The 24,360-nt window shown below is 67.7% G+C and carries 23 protein-coding genes; 13 read left to right on the top strand and 10 right to left on the bottom strand.

Annotated features, from left to right (window positions below; translation table 11 throughout):
• Positions 1-273: 273 nt before the first annotated feature.
• The 3 genes from hisG to ACOJTD_RS13130 all read right to left on the bottom strand — a co-directional run bounded on the left by hisG (position 274) and on the right by ACOJTD_RS13130 (position 3,295).
• Positions 274-1,251, bottom strand: a complete 978-nt coding sequence (hisG, locus tag ACOJTD_RS13140) for an ATP phosphoribosyltransferase (RefSeq protein ID WP_420133348.1) — start codon at positions 1,249-1,251, stop codon at positions 274-276.
• Positions 1,248-2,393, bottom strand: coding sequence for an ATP phosphoribosyltransferase regulatory subunit (locus ACOJTD_RS13135; RefSeq protein ID WP_420133347.1), 1,146 nt, complete (start codon positions 2,391-2,393; stop codon positions 1,248-1,250). The genes hisG and ACOJTD_RS13135 overlap by 4 nt, the downstream gene beginning before the upstream one ends.
• Positions 2,394-2,530: 137 nt before the next feature.
• Positions 2,531-3,295, bottom strand: a complete 765-nt coding sequence (locus ACOJTD_RS13130; protein ID WP_420133346.1) for a 16S rRNA (uracil(1498)-N(3))-methyltransferase — start codon at positions 3,293-3,295, stop codon at positions 2,531-2,533.
• A 233-nt stretch (positions 3,296-3,528) separates the two neighbouring features.
• Between ACOJTD_RS13130 and ACOJTD_RS13125 the strand changes: the two genes are divergently transcribed.
• Positions 3,529-4,272 (top strand): hypothetical protein, encoded by a 744-nt coding sequence (locus tag ACOJTD_RS13125; protein ID WP_420133345.1) that lies wholly within the window; start codon positions 3,529-3,531, stop codon positions 4,270-4,272.
• Positions 4,269-5,222: a 4-hydroxybenzoate octaprenyltransferase gene (gene ubiA, locus ACOJTD_RS13120; protein ID WP_420133344.1), complete on the top strand. Its 954-nt coding sequence runs from the start codon at positions 4,269-4,271 to the stop codon at positions 5,220-5,222. Before ACOJTD_RS13125 ends, ubiA begins: the two co-directional genes overlap by 4 nt.
• Before the next feature lie 3 nt (positions 5,223-5,225).
• On the opposite strand, the gene ACOJTD_RS13115 is transcribed toward ubiA, so the two are convergent.
• Together ACOJTD_RS13115 and ACOJTD_RS13110 are read right to left on the bottom strand one after the other, a co-directional pair.
• Positions 5,226-7,790: an HWE histidine kinase domain-containing protein gene (locus ACOJTD_RS13115; protein ID WP_420133343.1), complete on the bottom strand. Its 2,565-nt coding sequence runs from the start codon at positions 7,788-7,790 to the stop codon at positions 5,226-5,228.
• 331 nt (positions 7,791-8,121) lie between these two features.
• Positions 8,122-8,646 carry a DUF6101 family protein gene (locus tag ACOJTD_RS13110; RefSeq protein ID WP_420133349.1) on the bottom strand — a complete coding sequence of 175 codons (525 nt, stop codon included), beginning with the start codon at positions 8,644-8,646 and terminating at the stop codon, positions 8,122-8,124.
• Between the two features lie 297 nt (positions 8,647-8,943).
• Between ACOJTD_RS13110 and ACOJTD_RS13105 the strand changes: the two genes are divergently transcribed.
• Genes ACOJTD_RS13105 through lpxK form a run of 5 tightly spaced genes read left to right on the top strand, consistent with a single transcriptional unit; the run spans position 8,944 to position 13,800 of the window.
• A complete protein-coding gene (locus ACOJTD_RS13105; RefSeq protein WP_420133342.1) occupies positions 8,944-10,341 on the top strand; it encodes a TldD/PmbA family protein in 1,398 nt (465 codons plus the stop codon).
• Positions 10,328-11,146: a 3'(2'),5'-bisphosphate nucleotidase CysQ gene (locus ACOJTD_RS13100; protein ID WP_420133341.1), complete on the top strand. Its 819-nt coding sequence runs from the start codon at positions 10,328-10,330 to the stop codon at positions 11,144-11,146. Before ACOJTD_RS13105 ends, ACOJTD_RS13100 begins: the two co-directional genes overlap by 14 nt.
• A gap of 33 nt (positions 11,147-11,179) precedes the next feature.
• Positions 11,180-11,425, top strand: a complete 246-nt coding sequence (locus tag ACOJTD_RS13095; protein ID WP_054165384.1) for a DUF4170 domain-containing protein — start codon at positions 11,180-11,182, stop codon at positions 11,423-11,425.
• Between the two features lie 16 nt (positions 11,426-11,441).
• Entirely contained in the window at positions 11,442-12,788 is a 1,347-nt protein-coding gene (locus tag ACOJTD_RS13090) for a 3-deoxy-D-manno-octulosonic acid transferase (protein ID WP_420133340.1), read from the top strand.
• The gene (gene lpxK / locus ACOJTD_RS13085) at positions 12,781-13,800 is read left to right on the top strand and encodes a tetraacyldisaccharide 4'-kinase (RefSeq protein WP_420133339.1); all 1,020 of its coding nucleotides are present in this window, start codon (positions 12,781-12,783) and stop codon (positions 13,798-13,800) included. Before ACOJTD_RS13090 ends, lpxK begins: the two co-directional genes overlap by 8 nt.
• Before the next feature lie 2 nt (positions 13,801-13,802).
• On the opposite strand, the gene ACOJTD_RS13080 is transcribed toward lpxK, so the two are convergent.
• Positions 13,803-14,030, bottom strand: a complete 228-nt coding sequence (locus ACOJTD_RS13080) for a DUF2093 domain-containing protein (protein WP_420133338.1) — start codon at positions 14,028-14,030, stop codon at positions 13,803-13,805.
• Between the two features lie 275 nt (positions 14,031-14,305).
• On the opposite strand from ACOJTD_RS13080, the gene ACOJTD_RS13075 reads away from it, so the two are divergent.
• Complete coding sequence (locus ACOJTD_RS13075; RefSeq protein ID WP_420133337.1) at positions 14,306-15,136, top strand: dienelactone hydrolase family protein; 831 nt, start codon at positions 14,306-14,308, stop codon at positions 15,134-15,136.
• Between the two features lie 19 nt (positions 15,137-15,155).
• Here the strand turns inward: ACOJTD_RS13075 and xseA are convergent, their stop codons facing one another.
• The gene (gene xseA / locus ACOJTD_RS13070) at positions 15,156-16,781 is read right to left on the bottom strand and encodes an exodeoxyribonuclease VII large subunit (protein ID WP_420133336.1); all 1,626 of its coding nucleotides are present in this window, start codon (positions 16,779-16,781) and stop codon (positions 15,156-15,158) included.
• 122 nt (positions 16,782-16,903) lie between these two features.
• Between xseA and ACOJTD_RS13065 the strand changes: the two genes are divergently transcribed.
• The 5 genes from ACOJTD_RS13065 (at position 16,904) to ACOJTD_RS13045 (ending at position 21,255) form a co-directional block, all read left to right on the top strand.
• Positions 16,904-17,893: an alpha/beta hydrolase gene (locus ACOJTD_RS13065; RefSeq protein WP_420133335.1), complete on the top strand. Its 990-nt coding sequence runs from the start codon at positions 16,904-16,906 to the stop codon at positions 17,891-17,893.
• A complete protein-coding gene (locus ACOJTD_RS13060; protein WP_420133334.1) occupies positions 17,890-18,441 on the top strand; it encodes a hypothetical protein in 552 nt (183 codons plus the stop codon). The genes ACOJTD_RS13065 and ACOJTD_RS13060 overlap by 4 nt, the downstream gene beginning before the upstream one ends.
• Before the next feature lie 2 nt (positions 18,442-18,443).
• Entirely contained in the window at positions 18,444-18,749 is a 306-nt protein-coding gene (locus tag ACOJTD_RS13055; protein WP_420133333.1) for a winged helix-turn-helix domain-containing protein, read from the top strand.
• A 94-nt stretch (positions 18,750-18,843) separates the two neighbouring features.
• Positions 18,844-20,127, top strand: a complete 1,284-nt coding sequence (gene purD / locus ACOJTD_RS13050; RefSeq protein WP_420133332.1) for a phosphoribosylamine--glycine ligase — start codon at positions 18,844-18,846, stop codon at positions 20,125-20,127.
• 222 nt (positions 20,128-20,349) lie between these two features.
• Positions 20,350-21,255, top strand: a complete 906-nt coding sequence (locus ACOJTD_RS13045; RefSeq protein ID WP_420133331.1) for an alpha/beta fold hydrolase — start codon at positions 20,350-20,352, stop codon at positions 21,253-21,255.
• Between the two features lie 225 nt (positions 21,256-21,480).
• On the opposite strand, the gene ACOJTD_RS13040 is transcribed toward ACOJTD_RS13045, so the two are convergent.
• The 3 genes from ACOJTD_RS13040 to ACOJTD_RS13030 all read right to left on the bottom strand — a co-directional run.
• Complete coding sequence (locus ACOJTD_RS13040; RefSeq protein WP_420133330.1) at positions 21,481-22,422, bottom strand: prephenate/arogenate dehydrogenase family protein; 942 nt, start codon at positions 22,420-22,422, stop codon at positions 21,481-21,483.
• Complete coding sequence (gene hisC, locus ACOJTD_RS13035; RefSeq protein WP_420133329.1) at positions 22,419-23,516, bottom strand: histidinol-phosphate transaminase; 1,098 nt, start codon at positions 23,514-23,516, stop codon at positions 22,419-22,421. The genes ACOJTD_RS13040 and hisC overlap by 4 nt, the downstream gene beginning before the upstream one ends.
• 39 nt (positions 23,517-23,555) lie before the next feature.
• The coding region (locus tag ACOJTD_RS13030) for a chorismate mutase (protein ID WP_420133328.1) at positions 23,556-24,360 on the bottom strand (805 nt) is incomplete at its 5' end.

Genomic DNA, 24,360 nt, shown 5'->3' with positions numbered 1-24,360 from the left:
CGAGGCCGTAGCGCTTACGCAGCGTCGCGGACAGCGCCGCCAGCCGCTCGTGCAGCGCCTGCAGCCCGCCGGCTTCGTTGAACACCGGCACCACGATCGACAGCCCCAGCGCGACGGAGTTTGCACCGGCGTTCAGGCCTGACAGGTCGCTCCCCATCTTCATCGTCGGTTCCGGCTTCGCTCTGTGTCCAGGTTGTCGGAGGCTAACTATCCGGCATCATATGGTGACAACGCGGCGCTGTCGCCATCGGCGACGGAACCGCGCGGCGGGCATTATTGACGCAGGAAAGCTTCAAGTTTGCTGAACAGCGGATTGTCCTTGTCGAACACGTAGTCCAGCGAGGCGACCGACACGGTGTCGGCGCCGTGTTCGCGCAGGAAGCTGCCGAGGCCGTAGAGCTGCGCCGGCGGGCAGTGCAGCGTCAGCATCCCCGACGAAGTCGGACCGCCGAACGGCGACACCACGCCGAACCGCTGATGCGCCTCGGCCAGCAGCGCGTCGTTGCAACCGGCGAACCGGGTACGGACTTCCTTGTACTTGCTGGCGCGCGCACGCGAGGCGATCTGGTCCAGGATCACGCGCGCAGTCTCGCGGGCCGCGTCCGACCAGTCGGCCTCGCGCGACGCGACAAGATTGGCCTGGCTGCGCAGCATCACGCCGTCGTCGAGCACCTTGAGGCCGTTGGCGGCGAGCGTCGCGCCGGTGGTGGTGATGTCGACGATCATCTCGGCGGTGCCGACCGCGGGCGCGCCCTCGGTTGCGCCGGCGCTCTCGACGATGCGGTAGTCGACGATATTGTGCTGCGCGAAGAAACCACGCGTCAGGTTGATGTACTTGGTGGCGACACGCATCCGGCGATTGTGCTGGGCGCGGAAGCCGGTCGAGACGTCGTCGAGATCCGCCATGGTGCGGACGTCGATCCAGGCCTGCGGCACCGCGACCACCACGTTGGCGTAGCCGAAGCCGAGCCCGTCGATCAGCAGCACGCGCTTGTCGGCCTCGGCGATGTTTTCGCGCAGCAGGTCTTCGCCGGTGACGCCGAAATGAACCGCGCCGCGTGCCAGATTGGCGGCGATCTCGCTGGCCGACAAATACGCCACCTCGACATTGTCGAGGCCGGCGATGGTGCCGCGATAATCGCGGGCGCCGCCCGGCTTGGTCAGCGCCATGCCGGCGCGGGCGAAAAAGGCTTCGGCGTTTTCCTGCAGGCGGCCCTTGGACGGGACCGCGAGAACGAACGGCGCGCTCATGCAGCACCTCCGGAAGTCTGCGTCATCGCCTCGATCCAGATCGAGAAGCCGACGGCGGGGATCGGGTCGGCGGCGCCGAGCTGGCTCATCAACCCGTCATAGCGGCCGCCGGCGACCAGCGGATCTTCGCCGTTGCCGAGGCGGTGCAGCTCGAATTCGAAGCCGGTGTAGTAATCGACGCCGCGGCCGAATGCGGTGGAGAACCGCACCTTCGACAGATCGATGCCGCGGCCGGCCATGAAGCCGATCCGCGCTTCGAACTGATCGATCGCTGCGTCGATCGACAGCTTGGCGTCGGCGGCGAGTGCGCGCAGCGCCTTCAGCGCGTCGTTCGGTGCGCCGGCGATCGCCAGGAAGCGCTTGATCTTATCGAGCGCGTCGCGCGGCAGCGCGCCGCTCTTCAGCGTCGATTGTTCGAGGAAGCGGTCGGCGATCTCCGCCACCGAGCGACCGCCGAGCGTGGTGGCGCCGGCGATCGACATCAGGTCGGTGACCAGCGCCAGCGCCGCCTTGCGGTCGGAGCCGGCCAGCGCCGCCAGCACGCCCTCATATTCGTTGCCGCCGGAGGGCGCGAGCGTCAGCCGCTCGAGATCCTGGGCGAGGCTGACCTTGCGGTTGAAGTCCTTCATCAGCCGCCGACGCCACACCGGCATCAGGTCGAGCGCGTCGATCAGCGCGGCAAACAGCGCGACATCACCGGTACGAATGTCGACCTCGGACACGCCGAACGCCGCGGTGGCCTGCAGCCCCAGCGCCAGCATTTCGGCATCGGCCGCAGCGCGGTCCTGGCGGCCGAAGGACTCCAGGCCGGCCTGCAAAAACTCCGTCGGCTTGCCGCTGCGCTGGCGGAACACCGGGCCGAGATAGCAGAACCCGGCGGGCCGGCCGGCCTCGGCCGACGCCAGATAGTCGCGTGCCACCGGGATCGTCAGGTCGGGGCGAAGGCAGAGTTCCTCGCCGCTGGCGTCGGTGGTCAGATAGAGGCTCTTGCGGATGTCCTCGCCCGAGAGGTCGAGAAACGGGTCGGCGGGCTGCAGGATCGGCGGCTCGGCGCGGACATAGCCGGCCTGGGCGAACGATTGCAGCAGCGCCTCCGCCCACGCGGCGGATCCGGTCGCGCCAGCAGCGGCGGTCTTGGTCATTGTCGAAATTCCTGCGGTCCCGGGCAGGGGAGGGTCAAAAACGATGTCGGCGCAGCCCTTAGCATGGCCGAATGACAGTTTCGACCGTCATCCGAGCGGTGGGTGAAGGCCGCCGGGTGGCAATGGTCGAATGTCACCTAAATACCGACGTTGCCTTTCCAATCTCCCACCACGGCCTGCACCAGCGCCAAGGCCGCCACCGCGGCGGTATCGGCCCGCATGATCCGGGGGCCCAGGGCCAGGCGCAGAATGCGGGGCTGGCGCAGCAGAAGGTCGCGTTCGTCGGCCGAAAAGCCGCCTTCCGGGCCCACCAGAAGGTCGACACCCTCGGCAGCTGCGGCGCTGGCGCCCTGCAGCGCGGCCACCGGATCGGCAATCTCGGCGTCCTCGTCGCAGAACACCAGGAGGCGAGGCCCCTCGGCGCGCCGAGCCAGCCAGCGGTCGAGCGCGGCCGGCTCGCCGACCTCGGCGATGCTGAGGATGCCGCATTGTTCGGCGGCCTCGATCACATTGGCCCGCATCCGCTCGGTGTTGAGGCGGTGCACCTGGGTGTGCTGGGTAAGCACCGGCTGGAGCCGGCTTGCGCCCATTTCCACAGCCTTTTGAGCCATATAGTCGAGCCGCGCGTGCTTCAGCGGGGCGAACGCATAGGTCACGTCGGGTAGCCGGTCCTGCGGCCGGGTCTGTTCGGCGACCTCCAGTTCCTCCGGCCGCTTGCGGCCCGACACCACGGCGCGCCATTCGCCGTCGCGGCCGTTGAAGGCGAGCACAGGCGCGCCGGCCCCGAGCCGGAGCACGTTGCCGAGATAATTGCTCTGGTCCCGGTCCAGGGGCACGCGGCCCCCGGCGGCCAGGTCGGCGTCGACAAACAGCCGCGGGCTGCGAAAATCGTATCGTGACATGGCGTTTCTCAGCGCCGTTCTAGTCCAAAGGTCCAGCAAAATCAGCAGCTAAACGTGGCGAAGCGCCGCGCTGCCGCCCTATTCCACGGGTTGTTAAGGCCACGCGGGAATCGTAAAAGGCGCGGGGCGGCCATTTGGGCCCCGCGCCTGACGGACTCGTCGGGGTCTCTTCCGAGATCCTTTCCGATTTTTGGGGACAATGGGGACCATCGAACCTTGCCGGAGGAGCAGCCTTGATCATCCGCCGTTTGATTGTGCCGACGGTCGCCGCCGTTTTCACGATGCACAGCCTGCCGCTCCATGCGCAAAGCGCCTTCCCGGCGCCGCTGCCCAATCAGGCTGCCTCTCCATTCCCGGCGCCGCTGCCGAACGAGAGCGCTTCCTCGCCGTTCCCGGCGCCGCTGCCGAACAAGTCGTCGGCTCCCGCCGCCACGGCTCAGCCGTCGGCGTTCCCGCCGGTCGGAGCGACAGGGGCATTCCCGGCCGCCGGCGCAGCGCCGATCGCCGGTGGAGGCGGCGGGTTTGCGCCACCGCCGCAGGCTGCCCCGATGGGCCAGCAGGCCGCCGGCGAAGAGTGCATGAACGAGTTCGTTAAGCTGCGTCAGGAAGCCGAGAAGCGCGGCGCTGCCATCCAGGCCGCCGGCAAACGCAAGGCGCCGGCGTCCGAGGCCTGTAAGCTGATCACCGCGTTCGCGGCGTCCGAAACCAAGATGATCAGCTACGTGGTGACCAATTCGAAGCGCTGCGGCATTCCGGGCGAGATCGCCGATCAGCTGAAGAAGGGCCATCAGAACACCAGCGGCATGCAGAAGAAGGTCTGCGACATCGCGGCTCAGCAGCAGCAGCGCGGTCCGGCCGGTCCGAGCCTGGCCGACGTGCTGGGATCGTCCACAGCGGCGCCTGAGGCCAACACGTCTGCCAAGAAGTTCGGCGGCACCACCTTCGACACGCTGAACGGCAACGTGCTGCAGCGATGACCGGCCTTCCGATCACCGGCGCCACGGCGCCCGTTGCCGATTCCACCGGCAACTGGGTCGACAGCCATGCGCCGGAATGGTCGCGGCCGTATCTCCGTCTCGCCCGGTTCGATCGACCGATCGGCTCCTGGCTCCTGCTGATGCCGTGCTGGTGGGCGGCTGCGCTGGCCGCCGGCATGGCCCGCGACCTGAACCACCTTCCGCTGTATTGCGCGCTGTTCTTCATCGGTGCGTTCGTGATGCGCGGTGCTGGCTGCACCTGGAACGACATCACCGACCGCGATCTCGACGGCAAGGTCGAGCGGACCCGCTCGCGTCCGATTCCCTCCGGTCAGGTCACCGCCAGGCAAGCCGCCGCCTTCATGGTGACGCTGTGCTTCATCGGCCTCGCGGTGCTGTTGCAGTTCAATGCGTTTGCGGTCGCTACCGGCATCGCGTCGCTGATCATCGTAGCCGCCTATCCGTTCATGAAGCGGATCACCTATTGGCCGCAGATCGTGCTCGGGCTCGCCTTCTCATGGGGCGCCCTGATGGGATTCGCCGTCACCTTCGCGCGGCTCGATCTGGTGCCGTTCGTGCTGTATGCCGGCTCGATCGCCTGGGTGGTCGGCTACGATACCATCTATGCGCATCAGGACGCCGAAGACGACCTGATGGTCGGCATCAAGTCCACGGCGCTCCTGTTCGGTGCCAGGACGCAGACCGCGCTCTCGGTGCTGTATGCGATCGCCGTGACGCTGATCGGCACCGCCTTGTGGCTGGCGGGCTCCGGCTGGATGGCGTGGATCGGCCTCGCAGCTTTTGCGGCCCATCTGGTGTCGCAGATCGTCCGGCTCGATATCCGCAACTCGCCGCTGTGCCTCAAGCTGTTCAAGTCCAACCGCGACGCCGGGCTACTGCTGTTCATCGGCCTCGTCGGCGATGCCGTCGTCCGGACGATGATGGCCTGACGCTTACGTTCGCAGCATCTTGCTAATCGCCGCGCTGATGCCGGTGAGGTCGTAAGGCTTGTTGACGACGACGACGTTCTTGTTCTGCTCGGTGCGCTGCATCTGTTCGCCGTAGCCGGTGGTGAACATGAACGGCACACCGCGCTCCGTCAGCCGTTCGGCGATCGGCAGGCTGCTTTCCTGCCCCAGATTGACGTCGAGCAACGCGATCTCGAACGTATCGCGGTCGATCTCCGCGAGGGCCTGCGCGACGGTGGCGGCCGTCGCCACTCGCGAGGCGCCGAGACGCAGCAGGATGTCCTCCGCGTCCATCGCGATGATCAGGCTGTCTTCCACCAGCAGCGCGGCGCCGCTCAGCAGCGTTTTCTGCTCGGGGTTCTCTGCGAAGATCGGCGGTGCGTTTTCAACCGTCGCCGGCTTGGCGTGCCGCTGCTCGCTGACATGCCGCGCGGGCACGCAGAGATCGACTTCCAGTCCGATCAGCTCGTAGCGGACCCGCGCTTCGCCCCCGAGATCGTAGGGGATCGAGCGGTTGATGATGGTCGAGCCGAAGCCTTCGCGGCTCGGCGGCCGCACCGGCGGACCGCCGCGTTCGCGCCATTCGATCTGCAGGTCGCCGTCGATATCGATCCGCCAGTCGACCGTGACACGGCCGCTGTCGGACAGCGCGCCGTATTTCGCCGAATTGGTCATCAGTTCGTGGAACACCAGCGCCAGCGTCGTGAACGCCTGCGGTTGTAGCAAGACGTCCGGGCCCGACACTTCGATGCGTTCGCTCTTGCCGCCGAGATACGCAGCGGCCTCGGTCTCGATCAGCAAGCCGAGCGGCGCCGGGCTCCAGTTGTCCTTGGTGATCTGATCGTGCGCGCGGGCGAGGCTCTGGATCCGGCCGTCCAGCATGTTGAGCGCCGGGTGATATTCGCCGGGCTCGCGCGATTGCCGCAGCAGGCCGCGGATCAGCGCGAGAATGTTGCGGACGCGGTGGTTCAGTTCGGCGATCAGCAGGTCCTGGCGTTCGGCCGCGCGGCGGCGCTCTTCCTGCGCCTCGTCGGTCATCCGCAACACGATCTCGATCAGCGAGATCCGCAGCATTTCGGCGACGCGGATTTCGGCTTCGGAGAACGGCTGCGAGCGTCCGCGGACTTCCTGGCTCCACGCCTCGAAGCTTTGCCGCGGCGTCAGCCGCGCGCCGTGCGGGCCGTAGCTCGCCGGCTTCTGCGGATCGCCCGCCCAGGTCACGGTCCGGATCTTCTCCTGCCGGAACAGCAGCACGTAGTCGCGCGGCGTGCGCGAAATCGGAATCGCCAGCACGCCGGCGGCGACGTCGTCATAGGCCTGCGCGGTCGGGATCGTTCCGGCGAGGTGGTCTGTCGCGTAGATTCGGCCGGCCGCCATGGCGTTGAGGCGGCGCACGATGGTGCGCAGTTCGCCTGCGGGCGGCGTAAGGCCATCCTGCGCGACGCGCCCGTCCATCCAGATCGCGATGCCGTCGTTCGGCACAGTGTCGTGCAACATGGAGCCGAGCCAGTCGGGATTCTCCAGCAGCGTGGAGTCGCCGGCGATCGCCGCCAGCAGCCGGTCGCTTGCCGCGCGTGCGCTGTTCTCGTAGCCCGCCATCGCCTTGCGCTCGCGGCCTTCCAGCTTCAGCGCGAACATCTGGCCGAACAGCTCGGCGATCGAGCGACGCTCGAAGCCGGGCAGCCGCGGTCCGTCGTAGTGATGGCACGCGAACAGGCCCCAAAGTTTGCCTTCGATGACGATCGAGATCGACATCGAGGCACGCACGCCCATGTTCTTCAGATACTCGATATGAATCGGCGACACCGAACGCAGCACCGATAGCGACAGGTCGATCGGGTTGCCGCGCTCGTCGAGCCGCGGATAGATCGGCGCCGGCACGGCGTCGACATCGGCGATGATCCGGAACGGCGTGCGTAAATAGAGCTGGCGAGCCTGCTCGGGAATATCCGACGCGGGGTAACGCAGATCGAGGAAACTGCCGATGCCCGCGCGCGCGGACTCCGCTGCGACGGTGCCGGAGCCGTCGGTATCGAAACGATAGACCATCACCCGGTCGAAACCGGTCAGCGCGCGAACCTGGCGTGCGCCTTCGTGCAGAAAGGATTTTTCGTCGCTGGTGGCGTCGAGACGCGAGATCATCGCCCGGATGGTGCTGGCGGTGTCGGGCTGGGTTTCTTCCACGCACGGCTCGGCCTCGACGATCACGCTGCGGCCGGAGACGTGAACCGCGAAGTCGTAGCGCTTGCCCTTGCCGGGCAGTTCGTAGCCGAACACGCGCTCGACCGCGTCCAGCCCGCGCAGCAGCGTCAGCCGGTTCCGCAATGTATGAACTGTCGAGATACCGAGATGGTCGGCCGCATGCGTGCCGAGCATCTCCTCGGCGGAGATGCCGAAGAAGTCGGTCACGTTGGTGGACGCGCGCTGCACCAGCCAGTCGGTGGATAAGGCGAGAAGGAACCCGAAGGGCTGGATCGCCCCGAGCTGATGGATCGGCTCGCGATCACAGTTTGTCAGGTCGACTTCAAAGTTGTTCGTGCTATCCGCCACACTCAGCCTTTTCGAACCCACGCCGGCGGAGCGCATTCTCGATGCGCACGCGCTTGCCGACATTTGTCTGATTCAGTGCCTCTGGGTGGGAGGCCCCGCACTCGGATGTTCGGCAAATTGCCGACGCTCCCACTTGGCGAGACGTGGTGCATGATGGAACCTTAACCGGCACCATGCGCCGACGGAGGCCGTAACCTGGTCGCCGCTGATAACGGCAAAGGCTGTCAGGAAGTTCCTTGCATCGTCTGCCGGCAGACAAGCGAGCAGACGAAAACGGCCGCGCCGGGTTCCATTCAGGATCCGGCCGGCCGTCTGTATCTCGCAGTGCGATTCAGGTTCGGGCGATGATCTCGCGTTCGCCCGCATAGCAGCGCGCCGGTTCGAGCAGTGCGCCGACGCGTCGGCGGACCAGGAAGCGCGGCCGGCGACGGCTGATCACGCAGCGGCGGCGGCGGCGCGGAGCCGGCAGGCGCGGCGTGTCGTCGGGCAGCAGCGGCAGCGACAGGATCTCGCTCCACAGCTCCCGCACGCGCTCGATCTCCTCGGCATCCTCGCTGATATACAGCGGCACCGACAGCGACGGATCGCGATGCACCAGCATCAGGATGCGGGCATCGTCGAGGCCGCGGCAGACGATGCCGCGGAAGTCGCTGACCTGTACCTTGATGGCCATCCGCATGCCGGCCACGGCGCGGTGCAGGATCACCCGTTCACGATGCAATTCGATTTGCCGGACGCCGCCGTCGGCGCGAATATCGTGCGCGTCGTAGCGGATCGGCAGTGTGAGAGGGTCGAGCCGCAGAGCACGGCTCGACCCGACGGGATGACTCCCGCCTGTTGTTGTTTGACGCCTCACGGCTGTGTTCTCCCCGCCGAAATTATGTTTTCGGTCGATGCGAGGAGCTTGCCAGAGCGGTGTCCGGAATCGCTTAAAAAGGCTGGTTAATCGATGCTGACTCGGCTTGCTTCGGGACTCATGATTGACAGAAGCTTGGCCGGCATGATTGACGAAAACTTGCGCCGAAGCCGACAATGTTTGGTTCCGGCTGTGCCTAAAGTGCTTGAAGTCCGCGCCGAATAGGCACATCTCTGCTGTCTCGGGCTCCGCTTCCGGGGTCTGCATCGTCTGCTTCCAGCCTTCAGGATTTTGTTTGTGAACTCTTCACCAGGCGCGGCATCGTCCTCTCCCACCTCTGTGGATCAAGCTCTGTTCGATCAGTCGGCGCTGAGCGAACTCGCGCAGCGTCTGGTCGAAGCCGCGCGGCGCGCCGGCGCCGATCAGGCCGATGCGGTCGCGGTGCGCGGCATCTCGCACGGCGTCGAACTACGCGAAGGCCGGATGCAGGAGTCCGAGCGCTCCGAAGGCGACGATGTCGGCCTGCGTGTGTTGGTCGGCCGTCGGCAGGCGGTGGTATCCACTAACGACATCACCGGCGATGGCGTGGCGCGGCTCGCCGAGCGCGCGGTGGCGATGGCCCGCGTCGCGCCCGACGACAAGTATGTGGGGCTTGCCGATCCGTCATTGCTGGCGCGTGAGTTTCCCCAGCTCGACATGCTCGATCCGCAGACGCCGTCGACCGCCGAACTCGAGCGCCGCGCGCGCGGCGCCGAGGAGGCGGCGATGCAGGTGAAGGGCGTCGCCAAGTCGGGCGGCGCGTCGGCGTCCTCGGGAATCGGCGGCATGGTGCTGGTGACGTCCACCGGTTTCCACGGTGCCTATCTGCGTTCGAGCCAGGGCGTGTCGATGACCGCAATTGCCGGCGAGGGCACCGGCATGGAGCGCGATTACGAATACACCACGGCGCCGCATGCCGAGGACCTGATGTCGCCCGACATGGTGGGCCGCATCGCCGGCGAGCGCGCCGCAGCGCGGCTCAATCCGCGCAAGGTCGAGACCTGCAAGGTGCCGGTGATCTTCGATCCCCGCGTCTCCGGCTCGCTGGTCGGTCATCTGATCGGCGCCATCAATGGCGCCTCGATCGCGCGCAAGACCTCCTTCCTCAAGGACCGGCTCGGCGAGAAGCTGTTCCGCGACGGCATCCGCATCGTCGACGATCCGCTGCGCAAACGCGGGTTGCGCTCGCAGCCCTTCGACGCCGAGGGCGTCGCGGTGAAGCCGCTCGCGGTGGTCGACGACGGCGCGCTGACGTCGTGGCTGCTCGATTGCGCGACGGCGCGTGAACTCGGCCTCTCGACCACCGGCCACGCGCATCGCGGCGTGTCGTCCTCACCGTCGCCGGGCGCCTACAATGTGCATCTCGAAGCCGGCTCGGTCACGCCGGCCGAACTGATGAGTGACATCAAGCAGGGCTTCTACATCACCGACCTGATCGGCTCCGGCGTCAACGGCGTCACCGGCGACTACAGCCGCGGCGCCGCCGGCTTCTGGATCGAGAACGGCGAATGCACCTATGCGGTGAGTGAAGTGACCATCGCGGGCCATCTGCTCGAGATCTACAAGACGCTGACGCCGGCGAACGATCTGACTTTCCGCTACGGCGTCAACGCGCCGACGCTGCGGATCGAGGGGCTGACGATTGCCGGGCGCTAGTCCCGATATCGGATACAGCGCCGGGGCGACCTCGCGCGACGCGGCCTTGCTGGCCGACACGGTTCGCGAAGCCGGCGCGCTGGCGCTGTCGATGTTCGGCACCGACGTTCGGAACTGGACCAAGGGCGCGTCCTCGCCGGTGTCGGAAGCCGACATCGCCGCCAACGATCTGATCCGCGACCGGCTGCAGTCGGCGACGCCGGACTACGGCTGGTTGTCCGAGGAAAGCGCCGACGATCCGGCGCGGCTGGGCAAGCAGCGCGTGTGGATCATCGACCCGATCGACGGCACGCGCTCTTATCTGGCCGGGCGCAGCGACTGGTGCGTCTCGGCGGCGCTGGTCGAGAACGCATCCCCCATTCTGGCCGCCGTGTTCGCGCCGGTGACGGATGAGTTCTACTTCGCGGCGCGCGGCGAGGGCGCGACCGTCAACGGCAAGGCGATTCGTGCCAGCACCGGCGCCGAGCTGGCGGCGGTTCGGGTGGCCGGCCCGAAGCCGCTGATCGAACGGCTGAAGCTGCCGGCGGACGCGCAGATCCTTCCACGGATCGGCTCGCTGGCGCTGCGCCTGTGCGGTGTGGCCGATGATCGCCTTGACGTCGCATTCGCGGGCGGGCAAAGCCGGGACTGGGACCTTGCTGCGGCCGATTTGATCGTGCACGAAGCGAATGGTAAACTAACCAGTCTCGCGGGCGAGCCCATCGTCTACAACCGTCCGGAGGTCACGCATGGGGTGCTGGTGGCCGCCGGACGCGATCGTCATGCTCGAATCGTCGAGCATTTCCGCATTCGTCCTGGGAGCTGACCCGCTTTCGCCGTTTGCCGCTGAGGAAGTTTGATGCCCGACAATGCGCAGCAGTTGCTCCACCTCGTAATCGGAGGCGAGTTGGAGGATCTCGAGAACGTCACCTTCCGCGACCTCGACAAGGTGGACATCGTCGGGGTGTATCCGAGCTATGCGTCCGCATTCGCGGCGTGGAAGGCCAAGGCTCACCAGACGGTCGACAACGCCCACATGCGCTATTTCATCGTTCACCTCCATCGCCTGCTGGATCCCGGCCAGGACGCGAAGCCGGCGCATTGACGAGGCTTGCTTTGCGATGACGAGCGCGTCACCTCCGCGGTGGCAGGCGGGGCCGTTGGCGGCCGATCCGTTGCCGATGACGTTGCGCGTCTATCAGGCGCTGACCGCCAGCATCGCGCCGCTGGCGCCGCTGCTGATCCGGCGCCGTCTCAAGCAGGGCAAGGAAGAGCCGTCCCGGGTGGACGAGCGCCGCGGCGTCGCCGCGCATGTGCGGCCGTTCGGCCCGTTGGTGTGGATCCATGGCGCCAGCGTCGGTGAGGTGCTGGCCGCGGCCGGCCTGATCGAGCGGTTGCGGGCGCTCAACCTGCGCATTCTGCTGACGTCCGGCACCGTGACCTCGGCCGACGTGGTGGCCAAGCGCTTCCCGCCCGACATCATCCATCAGTTCATTCCCTACGACGCGCCGCGGTTCGTCGAGCGCTTCCTCGATCACTGGCAGCCGTCGCTGGCGCTGTTCATCGAATCCGACCTGTGGCCGAACCTGATCCTCGCGTCGTCGGCGCGGCGGCTGCCGATGGTGCTGATCAACGGCCGGATGTCGCCGCGCTCGTTTCCGCGCTGGCAGCGCGCCTCGGCGACGATCGGCACGCTGCTCGGCAAGTTCGATATCTGCCTGGCGCAGTCGCAGATGGATGCGCAGCGCTTCTCCGCGCTCGGCAGTCCCAACGTCGTCACCACCGGCAATCTCAAGATGGACGTCGATCCGCCGCCCGGCGATCCGGCGCGGCTCGAGCGGCTGATGGCGGTGACGCGCGGCCGTCCGGTGATCGTCGCGGCCTCGACGCATCCGGGCGAAGAAGAAATCCTGCTCGACGTGCACCGCACGCTGGCCGGCGTGTTTCCGACGCTGCTGACAGTCATCGTGCCGCGGCATCCGCATCGCGGCGAGCAGGTGGCCAATCTCGTTCAGGCCGCCGGGTTGCAGGCTGCGCTGCGGTCGCGCGAGCAATTGCCGACCGCCGCGACCGCGATCTATGTGGCCGACACGATGGGCGAACTCGGGCTGTTCTACCGCTTGGCGCCGATCGTGTTCATGGGCGGCTCGCTGATCCAGCACGGCGGCCAGAATCCGATCGAAGCGGTCAAGCTCGGCGCCTCGATCGTGCACGGGCCGCACGTGGCGAATTTCAGCGAGGTGTATCGTGCGCTCGACGAGGCGCACGGCGCCTTCATGGCGGCCGATGTCGATACGCTGGTGCGGCGGTTCGGACATCTGCTGTCCGACGCGCCGGCGCGCCAGGCTTCGATCGACGCCGCGAACCGTGTCGTCGAACGTCTGGGAGGCGCGCTGGACCGCACCATTCTGGCGCTGGAGCCCTACCTGCTGCAATTGCAGATCGAGCAGGGCGCCGCCAATGCGTGAGCCGGCCTTCTGGCACCGGCCTCCGTCCCTGCTGTCTCGCCTGCTGCTGCCGCTCGGCGCGGTCTATGGCGAAGTCACCTCCAATCGCATGCAGAAGGCCGGCCTCGACTGCGGCGCGCCGGTGATCTGTGTCGGCAACTATCATCTCGGCGGCGCCGGCAAGACGCCGACCACGCTGGCGCTGATCGAACTGCTGCGCGAACTCGGCGAGCGACCGGTGGTGCTCAGCCGCGGCTATGGCGGACGCCTGCGCGGCCCGATCGGGGTCGATCCGGCGCGTCACGCCGCCGAGGACGTCGGCGACGAACCATTGATGATGGCGGCACGCGTGCCGGTGGTGGTGGCGCGCGAGCGGATCGACGGCGCCGCGATGGCGCGCTCGCTGGGCGCCAGCGTCATCGTGATGGACGACGGCTTTCAGAACCCCGCGCTAATCAAGCACGCCTCGCTGATCGTGATCGACAGCCACCGCGGCGTCGGCAATGGCTACGTATTTCCCGCGGGCCCGCTCCGGGCGCCGCTGCCGCTGCAGATCGCGCGCACCGATGCGCTGATCGTCGTCGGCGACGGCGAGGCGGCGGCCGGCATTGCGGCGCAGATCGCTGCGCGCGGCGGCCCGGTGGTGCGGGCACAGCTTCGGCCGGACGAGGGATCGATCGCAGCGCTGAAGGGGTGTCGGGTCTCGGCATTCGCGGGAATCGGCGATCCGGCCCGGTTCTTCGCCACGCTGCGGGCCAGCGGCATCGACGTTGCCCGGGAGCAGTCGTTCCCGGATCATCATCCGTTCACGCCCGGCGAGCTCGCACGCCTTGCGGACGACGCACGTCGCGACGGACTGACGCTGGTAACAACCGAAAAGGATCTGTCGCGGATCGGTGCTGCGGCCGCATCACTCGGCGCCGCTGTCGTCCCGTTCGCGGTGACGCTTGTATTCGAAGACGTCGCGCCGCTGCGCGCGCTGCTGCTTGAGCGGATCAATCAGGTCCATTCGCGCCGGCTGTCGCGCGGCTGAGTTCAGGACTTCAGCGTGCCGGCATCCGGGAAGTGACGCTGCAGCACGGCGGCCGGCGTCGCGTAGGCCTCCTTGAGGTCCACGCTCCAGTATTTCAGCTCGTCGAGCGGAATCTGGACCCCGGTCACGGCACAGCGCACATAGGTGCCGGGCGAGATCACACGGAAATCGCCGTCGAGATACTGCACCTGCGCTTCGCCCGAGCCCGATGGGCCAAATTTGTTGAGCACGGCTGTCTCCTGAAATCCTGGCTTTTTCGCGCGAAGCGTCCGCGCGGACAACGTCCGACACATAATGCATTTCGGCGGAAATCCAAATCGTGTGCGTCCGAGGTCAGGGCCGCAGCCGCTGCATGCGCGGGCATCACTCTGCTACCCGGCGGTTCGTCGTCGCGCCGTGCGCCCTGTGGCGGCCACCGACTTGTGATGGTTCGGGTGCGCTGCCACATGATAATCTTCTCAATGGCAGGTCTTTGGACGTCTGGAGCTTTGCCGGGACTTTGATGATGCGCCTGCCTTTCCTGCTGTCGATCGCTGCCTTGATGTGCGCCGGCCATGTCGCGGCCGCGGCACCGGCTGCGCCGGAAACGGTCGAAATTTCCCGCTCGGGCGGCGTTCTGCGCGCGCAGCTCTACAAGCCCGAAGGCGACGGCCCATTTCCGGCGGTGATCGCGCTGCACGGCTGCGGCGGGCTGGGCAGCTCTTCGGCGCCGGTGCGGCCGCGCTATGCCGATTGGGCCGAGCAGCTCGTGAAAACCGGCCACGCGGTGCTGCTGCCGGACAGCTACGGGTCGCGCGAACTCGGCCCGCAATGCCACGCCAAGACGCGCCGCGCGGCCGGACGGCGCGAGCGGTTGGCCGATATCAGCGCCGCCCGGCATTGGCTCGCGGAGCAACCCTGGATCAAGCACCAGCGCATCAGCCTGGTCGGCTGGGACACCGGCGGCAGCGCGCTGCTGTGGGCGGTCCGGCCGCAACTGGCGCTCGCCAAAGGCGAGCCGGAGTTCAGGTCGGCGGTCGCATTCTACCCGGATTGCCGCTCCTCCGCGCGGCTCGGCTGGAGCGCCCGGGTGCCGACGCTGGTGCTGATCGGCGGCAGCGACGACGTCACGTCGCCGTCCGCCTGTCGCACCATGGTCGAAGGCGCACAAGGCCGCAGCGCCTTGGCGCGACTGGTGGTCTATCCCGGCGCCTATCACGATTTCGACCAGAGCGGCCTCGCGCCGCGCCTCACCAATGCGGCCGATCCCGAATTGCCGGAGCAGGGCCATCTCGGCTTCGATCCCGCCGCCCGCAGCGATGCGGAAAAGCGGCTGGCGCACTGGCTCGGCCGCTAGCCGAGCGTTTCTTTCGACCTCAGAACAGCGAGCCCTGATCGGCCGGGTTGGCCGCACGCTTGGCTGCGGGTTTCGGGGGGGCAGCCTTGGCGGCCGGCACGGGCCTGGTTGCCGCCTCGCCCGCGGGGCCGCCGTCCGCAGTAACGCCGATCCGGCCGTCGGCGAATTCGACGCTCAGCCGGGCGCCGGCACTCACCGCTGCGGCGGCATGGACGGCGTGACCGTCGGCATCCCGCACCAGAGCGAATCCTCGCGCGAGTACGCCGCGATAGGACAGCGCGGTCAGCAGCTTGCCGGTGGTGTCGACGCGGGCCTGCTGGCGGTCGAGCAACGTCGCCAGGGCGCGTCGGGCGCGTTCGGCGAGCCGCAGCATCCGCTCGCGTTCGCGGGCGATCCGCATCCGTTGCGCCTGGTCGTTGGCGAGCTTGGAGGCCTGCAGCCGGATCGCCAGGCTATCGAATCGGTCGCGGCGATGCCGCAGCACCGCGCGGGTGCAATGCTGCAGCCGTTGCCCGCTCACCGATAAGCGGTGCGCGCTGTGCGCGACCTGGGCGCGGAGAACCTTGAGCGTCATGCCCGCGGCCGCCGCCGCGAAGCGACGGTGATGCGCATGCGTATTGGCGCGTAGTGCGCGGGGCAGGCCGGCGGTTGCGCCGTCGAGCCGTTGCCGCGGCACGGCGAGCAATTCGTTCGCGGCCGGCAGCGCCCGGGCGGCGGCGCGGAGTTCGTTGCGGCGGGCGTCCTGGCCGCGCGACCAGCACAACATCATCCGCCGCGAGAAGCCGCCGACCTCGACGAACAGTTCGGCCCGCACCGGCACAGCCATCTCGGCCGCGGCAGTCGGGGTCGGCGCGCGCTTGTCGGCGGCGAAGTCGATCAGCGTCACGTCGGTCTCGTGGCCGACCGCGGAGATCAGCGGGATCATGCTGTCGGCTGCGGCGCGGACCACGATCTCCTCGTTGAACGACCACAGATCTTCCAGCGAGCCGCCGCCGCGTGCGACGATTAGCAGATCGGGACGCGGGATCGGTCCATCGTCGGGCAGCGCGTTGAAGCCGTTGATGGCAGCGGCGACCTGCTCGGCCGAGCCTTCGCCCTGCACCTTGACGGGCCACACCAGCACGCGGCGCGGGAAGCGGTCTTCGAGCCGATGCAGGATGTCGCGGATCACGGCCCCCGTGGGGGATGTGACCACGCCGATCACCTCGGGCAGCCACGGCAGCAGCCGCTTGCGCGCCTCGTCGAACAGGCCTTCGGCGCCGAGCTTGCGCTTGCGCTCTTCCATCAAGGCCATCAGCGCGCCGACGCCGGCGGGCTCCAGCGCCTCGATGACGATCTGATATTTCGATGAACCGGGGTAGGTGGTCAGCTTGCCGGTGGCGATGACCTCGAGGCCCTCCTGCGGCTTGAACCGCATCCGCCCGGCAACGCCCTTCCAGATCACCGCTTCGATCTTCGCGCTCTCATCCTTCAGGGCAAAATAGCAGTGCCCCGACGAATGCGCGCCGCGAAAGCCCGAGATTTCGCCACGCACCCGGACGTGCCCATAAGTGTCCTCCACCGTCCGCTTCAGCGCCTGCGACAGCTCGGAGACGGTGAATTCGCCGACATTGGCGAGGGCTTGGGGAGCGAGCGTGCGGGCCATCCGATTCGGTATCCTTGGTTCGCGGGCACGTTAGGGATTTGCGCCGCGGCCGCCAATCAACCCTTGCTGACCATTGCACTCTGTAATACAGAGTTCTCTATCATAAGGCTGCGGAGTTCGAAATGGCTGTCGTTCGCGGAGCGTTGCGTGTCGGGCTCTACGGCCTGGGTGCTGTCGGCCTGGTGGCGATCGGGTTGGCCGCTGCGATTGCGGTGCCGGTGACGACGCCCGCGCCGCTGGCGTCGATCGACGAAGGCGCCCGGGCGGTCGATCGCAGCGGCATGCTGGCACTGTCGCGGTTCCAGGCCCGCGACGGCACCGAACTGGCCTACCGCCGCTACGCGCCGCAGCAGAATGGCGTCCGCGAGGTCGCGATCGTCATCCACGGTTCGGCCGGCTCCAGCGTTGCGGTCCACGCGCTGGCCAAGGCGCTCGCCGCGCGCGGTGTCGAAACCTTCGCGCCGGATATCCGCGGCCACGGCGGGTCAGGAACGCGCGGCGACATCGGCTATCGCGGTCAGCTCGCCGACGACTTCGCCGATCTCGTGGCGATGGTGCAGGCAGCGCGTCCGGGCGCGCCGCTGGTGCTGCTCGGCCATTCGTCCGGCGGCGGCTTCGCGCTGCGGATGGCCGGCACGCCGGCCGGCCGAGCCTTCGTCCGCACCGTGCTGCTGGCGCCGTATCTCGGCTACCGCGAGCCGACCAACCGGCCGCAAAGCGGCGGCTGGGCGGCGCCCGACATGCCACGCATCATCGCGCTCGAGACGCTGCGCGGCTTCGGCATCGCCTGCTGCGATCAGCTGCCGGTAATCGCCTTTGCGGTGCCGCCGGGGTCGGGAAAATACGTCACCTCGGCCTATTCGTTCCGGCTGCTGACCGGCTTCGGCCCGAGCCGCGATTTCCGCACCGATCTCGCCACGGCGACGAGCCCGATCACCGTGATGGCCGGCGCAGCCGACGAACTGATGCGGCCGGAGAACTACCAGTCGACGATGGGCGAGCGCGTTCGCGTCAAGCTGTTGCCGGGCATCGACCACATGGGAATCGTCGCCGACCCGGCGGCGCTGTCGAGCATCGTCGATGTCGTCGTCGGGACGGGAGCCGGCACATGAGCGGGATCGACGCGAAACAAGCCGCCGCGGCGCTGTCGGACATCGACGCGACCGTCCAGCGCGTGCGCCAGTCGCGAATCTACGAACTCACCAGCCTCATCCTGATGCAATGGGGCACGCTGATACTCGTCGGCTACCTCGTCTCCTATCTGTGGCCGCGCTCCGCCGGTTGGGTCTGGATCGCGGTCAACATCGTCGGCGTCGCAGGAACGTTTGCGATCGGCACTTGGGCGCGACGCCGCAGCGGCGTTCGTTTCGACGCACGGATTCCGCTGGCGCTGCTGCTGTTCTTGGCGTTCGGCTATCTCAACTGCTACCTCGGCCATTTCGGCGCGCGGGAGCTTGGTGTGTTCTGGCCGATCTATTTCATGACGGTCTACAGCATTGCCGGGCTGTGGTTCGGCCGCGCCTTCGTGGTGATCGGCGTCGGCATCATCGCCCTGACGCTGATCGGTTATTTCTACGTCGGGGCGTGGTTCGACCTGTGGATGGCATTCGTCAATGGCGGCGGCCTCATCCTCGGCGGCCTGTGGATGCGTCGGGACTGACGATGGCCGAGTTCGACGATATCATCCACCAGCCGCTGCGGCTGAAGATCATGGCGGCGCTGAACGCGCTGCCCGTCGCCCAGGGGCTGGAATTCCCGCGGCTCAAAAAGCTGACCGGCGCCACCGACGGCAATCTCGGCGCCCATATCGAGACCCTGGCGAAAGCCGGCTACGTCGCCGTCGACAAGGCGTTCGTCGGCAAGAAGCCGCAGACGACCGTGACCGCCACCCCCGCCGGCCGCAGCGCCTTCGCTCGCCATGTCGTCGCCCTGCAGGAGATCATCGCCGCGACCGGCGGGGACCGGTAACGACATATCCACATGCGCGCGGCGGGCCGTTGCCCCGCGTCCGAGGCGTGTTACACCCCGGCTTTGGATCCTCGGGCACGATCGGGCTGCCGCAATGAACATTCTCCTCCTCGGTTCGGGCGGGCGCGAACACGCGCTGGCATGGAAGATCGCGGCGTCGCCGCTGGTCACCAAGCTGTGGTGTGCGCCCGGCAATGCCGGCATCGCCCGCGAGGCGATCTGCGTGCCGCTCGACGTCACCGACCATCGCGCCGTGATCGAGTTCTGCAAGGACAAGGACATCGAGCTGGTGGTGGTCGGGCCGGAAGCGCCGCTGGCGGCCGGTATCGTCGACGATCTCGCGGCGGTCGGCATCAAGGCGTTCGGCCCCAGCAAGGCGGCCGCGCAGCTCGAAGGCTCCAAGGGCTTCACCAAGGATCTGTGCAAGGCGCACGACATCCCGACCGCCGCCTACGAGCGGTTCGGCAACCCGAACGAGGCCAAGGCGTACATCCGTGCCCAGGGCGCGCCGATCGTCGTCAAGGCCGACGGCCTCGCCGCCGGCAAGGGCGTCGTCGTGGCGATGACGCTGGCCGAGGCGGAGGACGCCATCGACATGATGTTCGGCGGCGGGCTCGGCGACGCCGGCGTCGAGGTCGTGGTCGAGGATTTCCTGATCGGCGAGGAGGCGTCGTTCTTCGTGCTGTGCGACGGCGAGCATGCGCTGCCGCTTGCCACCGCGCAGGATCACAAGCGCGCCTATGACGGCGACAAGGGTCCGAACACCGGCGGCATGGGCGCCTATTCGCCGGCGCCGGTGATGACCGACGCGATCTGCCAGCAGGCGATGGACCGCATCATCACGCCGACGCTGAAAGCGATGAAGGCGATGGGCGCGCCGTTCAAGGGCGTGCTGTTCGCCGGGCTGATGATCACCGACGAAGGCCCGCAACTGATCGAATACAATGTCCGGTTCGGCGATCCGGAGTGCCAGGTGCTGATGATGCGGATGATGTCCGACATCGTCCCGGCACTGCTCGCCTGCGCCGACGGCCAGCTCAAGCATTTCACGCTGCGCTGGTACGACGAACCGGCGCTGACGGTGGTGATGGCCGCCAAGGGCTATCCCGGCAGTTACGAAAAGGGCACCCGCATCGCCGGCCTCGACCGCGCCGAGAAGATCTCCGGCGTGCAGATCTTCCACGCCGGCACCATCGCGTCCGGTGACTGGATTTTGGCCAATGGCGGACGCGTCCTTGCCGTCACCGCCTCGGCCAAGACCGTCGCCGAAGCCCAGCGCCGCGCCTACGAGGCGATCGGCGTGATCAACTGGCCCGAAGGCTTCTGCCGCCGCGACATCGGCTGGCAGGCGGTGGCGCGGGAACGCCGGGGGAAGTAGTTCATTTTATGCGGGAGACCCGCATCCGGCTCGGCGCGCCCCCTCTCCCGCTTGCGGGAGAGGGCTGGGGTGAGGGCGAGCCGAGCACTGATGCCACGTAGTTCGGAGACTCAGCTTCCCCCACCCGGATCGCTGACGCGATCCGACCTCCCCCGCAAGCGGGAGAGGTTGCGCCGACTGCGCCGCTTCGCTGTGCCAAATCACCAAAGGGAGAGCCCACCGATGCCTGACCTCGCTGACCTCTTTCCCGGCTTCGGCTCGGAGTGGATCAACACCTCGTCGGGCCGGATCTTCGCGCGTGTCGGCGGAGACGGGCCGCCGTTGTTGTTGCTGCACGGCTTCTCCGAAACCCAGGTGATGTGGCACCGGGTGGCGCCCGCGCTGGCGAAGCAGTTCAAGCTGATTATCGCCGATCTGCCGGGCTACGGCTGGTCCGACATGCCGGAGAGCGATGCCGAGCATACGCCCTACACCAAGCGGGCGATGGCCCGGCAGCTGATCGAGGCGATGGAGCAGCTCGGCCATGTGCGGTTCGGCCTCGCCGGCCACGACCGCGGCGGCCGCGTCAGCTATCGGATGGCGCTCGACCAGCCGGGGAGGCTGACCAGACTCGCGACGCTCGATATCCTGCCGACCTACGAATACTGGCAGCGCATGGATCGCCGCTACGCGCTCAAGGTGTATCACTGGAGTTTCCTGGCGCAGCCGTCGCCGCTGCCCGAAACGCTGATCGCCGCAGCGCCCGATTTCTTCCTGAAGAACAAGCTCGCGAGCTGGGCCAAGAAACACGATCTGTCGTGCTTCGATCCGCGCGCGCTCGAGCACTATCTGGCGCCGTTCCGCGATCCGATGCGGCTGCACGCGATGTGCGAAGACTATCGGGCCGGCGCCTTCGCCGATTACGAGCACGACAAGGCGGATGTTGAAGCGGGCAACAAGATCGAAGTGCCGATGCTCGCGCTCTGGGGCGACACCGGCATCGCCCAGTCCGCCGCGACGCCGCTCGACACATGGAAGAAATGGGCCAAGAACGTGCAGGGCCACGCCGTCGACTCCGGTCATTTCCTCACTGAGGAAGCGCCAGAGCAGACCGCGGAGGCGTTGTTGAAGTTCTTCACCGGGGCGTAGGCCACCCCAGGTGCCAATTTTTTCCGGGTTTGATCGTGGCGTCACAACCCGCGATGCGTCATCCTGAGGTGCGAGCGCAGCGAGCCTTGAAGGATGGGCTACGAAGCCACTTCGGCGGCGGCCGTGACGCGCCATCCTTCGAGGCTCGCCGAAGACGGCGAGCACCTCAGGATGACGCCCGTGAGGTTATCGCGAGCCAACCGAAAAGTCGGAGCTACGCGCGGGCTACTCCGCCTTCGCGCCGAGCTGCTTCGGGCGCCGTCCGAAGTCGGCCGCAGCTTCGTCCTGACCGATCTGGACGATGCCGCGGCGGATCGCGCGGGTGCGGGTGAAGTGCTCGAACAGCGCGTCGCCGTCGCCGCGACGGATGGCGCGGGTCAGCTTCGACAGGTCTTCCTGGAATTCGCCGAGCATCTCCAGCACCGCGTCCTTGTTGGTCAGGAATACGTCGCGCCACATCGTCGGGTCGGACGCGGCGATGCGGGTGAAGTCGCGGAAGCCGCCGGCGGAGAATTTCAGCACTTCCGACTGCGTCACGCCCTCCAGCTCTTCGGCGGTCGACACGATCGTGTAGGCGATCAGATGCGGCAGATGGCTGGTGACCGCGAGCACCAGATCGTGGTGATCGGCGGTCATCACTTCGACATTGGCGCCGAGCCCGCGCCAGAACGCCCCGAGCTTGTCGACCGCGTCCGCATTGGCGCCTTCGGGCGGCGTCAGGATGCACCAGCGATTGACGAACAGTTCGGCGAAGCCGGAGTCGGGGCCGGAGTTCTCGGTGCCGGCGACCGGATGCGCCGGCACGAAATGCACGCCCTCCGGCAGATACGGCGCCATCGCCTTCAGCACCGCGCCCTTGACCGAGCCGACGTCCGACACGATCGCGTCGTGCATCAGATGCGGCGCGATCTCCTGCGCGACCGGCCCGCAGGCGCCGACCGGAATGCACAGGATCACCAGATCGGCGCCGTCGACTGCTTCCGCGTTGGTCTCGACCACGCGGTCGACAATGCCGAGCTCCTGCACGCGCGCGCGGGTCTGCGGCGAGCGTGCCGTGGCGACGATCTCGCCGGCGAGGCCGAGCGCCTTGGCGCCGCGGGCGATCGAGCCGCCGATCAGGCCGAAGCCGATCAGCGCCAGCTTGCGAAACAGCGGCTCGGACGTCATGGCTTGCCCATGAAGTCGCGCAGCGCTTCGATCACCAGCTCGTTGGCTTCGTCAGTGCCGATCGTCATCCGCAGCGCGTGCGGCAGCTTGTAGTTGTTCAGCGCGCGCAGCACGAGGCCGCGCTTGGTCAGGAACGCGTCCGCCTCGGCGGCGGTCTTGCCCGGCGTGGTCGGGAAATGCATCAGCACGAAGTTGCAGACGCTCGGCGTCACCTTCAGGCCAAGCGCGGTGAACTCCGCGGTCAGCCGGTCGCGCCACTTTTCGGTGTGGATGCGCGACATGTCGACATGCGCGGTGTCCTGAATCGCCGCGACCGCGGCGAGCTGCGACGGGATCGAGGTGTTGAACGGCCCCCGGATGCGGTTGACCGCATCGACGATGTTCTCCGGTCCGAACATCCAGCCGATGCGCAGCGCCGCGAGCCCGTGCACCTTGGAGAAGGTATGGGTCAGCACGGTGTTGTCGGTCGTCGACACCAGCTCGATGCCGATCTCGTAGTCGTTCTTCGAGACGTAGTCCGCATAGGCGGCGTCGAGCACCAGCACGACATGCGACGGCAGCCCGGCGCGCAGCCGCTTGACCTCGTCGAACGGGATGTAGGTGCCGGTCGGGTTGTTGGGGTTGGCGAGCCAGACCAGCTTGGTGCGCGGCGACACCTTGGCGAGGATGGCGTCGACGTCGCAGGTCAGGTCCTTCTCCTCGGCGACCACGTTGGTGGCGCCGTTCGCCAGCGTGGCGATCGGATAGACCAGGAAGCCATGCTGCGACGAGATCGCCTCGTCGCCCGGGCCCAGATAGGTGTGGGCCAGCAGATTGAGGATTTCGTCCGAGCCGGCGCCGCAGATGATGCGGTCGGGGTCGAGGCCGTAGGCCTTGCCGATGGCTTCGCGCAGCATCCGCGAGGTGCCTTCCGGGTAGTCCTCGAGATGGTCCGCCGCGCTCTTGAAGGCCGCGATCGCGTGCGGCGAGGGGCCGAACGGCGTTTCGTTGGCAGAGAGCTTGAACACCTTGCGGCCGGCTTCGGGCACCGGGCTCTTGCCGGGGGTGTAGGGCGCAATATCGAGGATGCCGGGCTTCGGCACGGGACGGGACATCGTCAACTCCGGATGGTCGGGCGGCCGAACGCCGGCCCGTCAGGGGGCAGGCTTGCCGCTCGGGGGCACCGTATAGCGCCTCGCGTGGCTGCCGACGAGAGCCGACGAACGCAGCGAGGCCCCCGCTGCGATCAGGGCTGCCTTGATCTGGTCGAGGCTACAGGGCGCCGAGATCGACACCAGCAGCGCGGCGCCGTCGAAGGCGGTATCGGGGACCGCCACGACCTCGGCCAGCGGCGAGATCGCCCGGGCAATCTCGGCATTCCAGCCCGACACCCGGATGCTCCAGGTCTCGACCTCGGTCACCATGGCGCTGTCGGCGACCCGCGACACCACGAAGACCGGCAGCGCTGCCGGATGGTCGGCGCGCTCGATGAACGGCAGCCGGGCGATGATCTTCGGCACGCCGGCGGCTTCCAGCGCCAGCCACCATGGCGTCGCGCCCGAGGTCGCCGACACCAGCGCCAAGTCGCCCTTGGACCGGGCCACCGCCTCGACCGCTGCCGAGGCGGAGAAATGCGGCACGTAGGGCACCGTGAAGCCGAAATGGAAGCGGGCGGAATCGCGCATCGCCGACTCGCCGAGCGACTGGTCGACATGCACCGAGAACGGCGCCTGGACATAGGTGAAGGTGGCGATGATCACCCGCCAGATGCTCTCGACGGTGTCGAGCGGCAGGATGCCGTGGTGCCGCTGCACCAGGCGCCGCATCATGTCGGCCTCGCGCGCCGGCCGAAACGCCGAGCCGACCTCCTGGGTCTGCTTCACCGCGATCAGCCGGTCGATGATCTCGCCGCGCTGCATCAGCAACTGATGCACCTGCGCGTCGATGCTGTCGATCTCC

Origin of the sequence: Rhodopseudomonas sp., from assembly GCF_048594845.1 — a bacterium.
Lineage (GTDB): Bacteria > Pseudomonadota > Alphaproteobacteria > Rhizobiales > Xanthobacteraceae > Rhodopseudomonas.
This window is presented reverse-complemented; position numbering and strand designations above follow the sequence as displayed.

Coding starts and splice junctions, on each gene's coding strand:
- ACOJTD_RS13065 (WP_420133335.1), top strand. CDS start 16,904: ATGGCTGTCGTTCGCGGAGCGTTGCGTGTCGGGCTCTACGGCCTGGGT.
- xseA (WP_420133336.1), bottom strand. CDS start 16,781: ATGGCCCGCACGCTCGCTCCCCAAGCCCTCGCCAATGTCGGCGAATTC.
- lpxK (WP_420133339.1), top strand. CDS start 12,781: ATGCGTGAGCCGGCCTTCTGGCACCGGCCTCCGTCCCTGCTGTCTCGC.
- ACOJTD_RS13060 (WP_420133334.1), top strand. CDS start 17,890: ATGAGCGGGATCGACGCGAAACAAGCCGCCGCGGCGCTGTCGGACATC.
- purD (WP_420133332.1), top strand. CDS start 18,844: ATGAACATTCTCCTCCTCGGTTCGGGCGGGCGCGAACACGCGCTGGCA.
- ACOJTD_RS13090 (WP_420133340.1), top strand. CDS start 11,442: ATGACGAGCGCGTCACCTCCGCGGTGGCAGGCGGGGCCGTTGGCGGCC.
- hisC (WP_420133329.1), bottom strand. CDS start 23,516: ATGTCCCGTCCCGTGCCGAAGCCCGGCATCCTCGATATTGCGCCCTAC.
- ACOJTD_RS13095 (WP_054165384.1), top strand. CDS start 11,180: ATGCCCGACAATGCGCAGCAGTTGCTCCACCTCGTAATCGGAGGCGAG.
- ACOJTD_RS13040 (WP_420133330.1), bottom strand. CDS start 22,422: ATGACGTCCGAGCCGCTGTTTCGCAAGCTGGCGCTGATCGGCTTCGGC.
- ACOJTD_RS13130 (WP_420133346.1), bottom strand. CDS start 3,295: ATGTCACGATACGATTTTCGCAGCCCGCGGCTGTTTGTCGACGCCGAC.
- ACOJTD_RS13045 (WP_420133331.1), top strand. CDS start 20,350: ATGCCTGACCTCGCTGACCTCTTTCCCGGCTTCGGCTCGGAGTGGATC.
- ACOJTD_RS13055 (WP_420133333.1), top strand. CDS start 18,444: ATGGCCGAGTTCGACGATATCATCCACCAGCCGCTGCGGCTGAAGATC.
- ubiA (WP_420133344.1), top strand. CDS start 4,269: ATGACCGGCCTTCCGATCACCGGCGCCACGGCGCCCGTTGCCGATTCC.
- ACOJTD_RS13135 (WP_420133347.1), bottom strand. CDS start 2,393: ATGACCAAGACCGCCGCTGCTGGCGCGACCGGATCCGCCGCGTGGGCG.
- ACOJTD_RS13075 (WP_420133337.1), top strand. CDS start 14,306: ATGCGCCTGCCTTTCCTGCTGTCGATCGCTGCCTTGATGTGCGCCGGC.
- hisG (WP_420133348.1), bottom strand. CDS start 1,251: ATGAGCGCGCCGTTCGTTCTCGCGGTCCCGTCCAAGGGCCGCCTGCAG.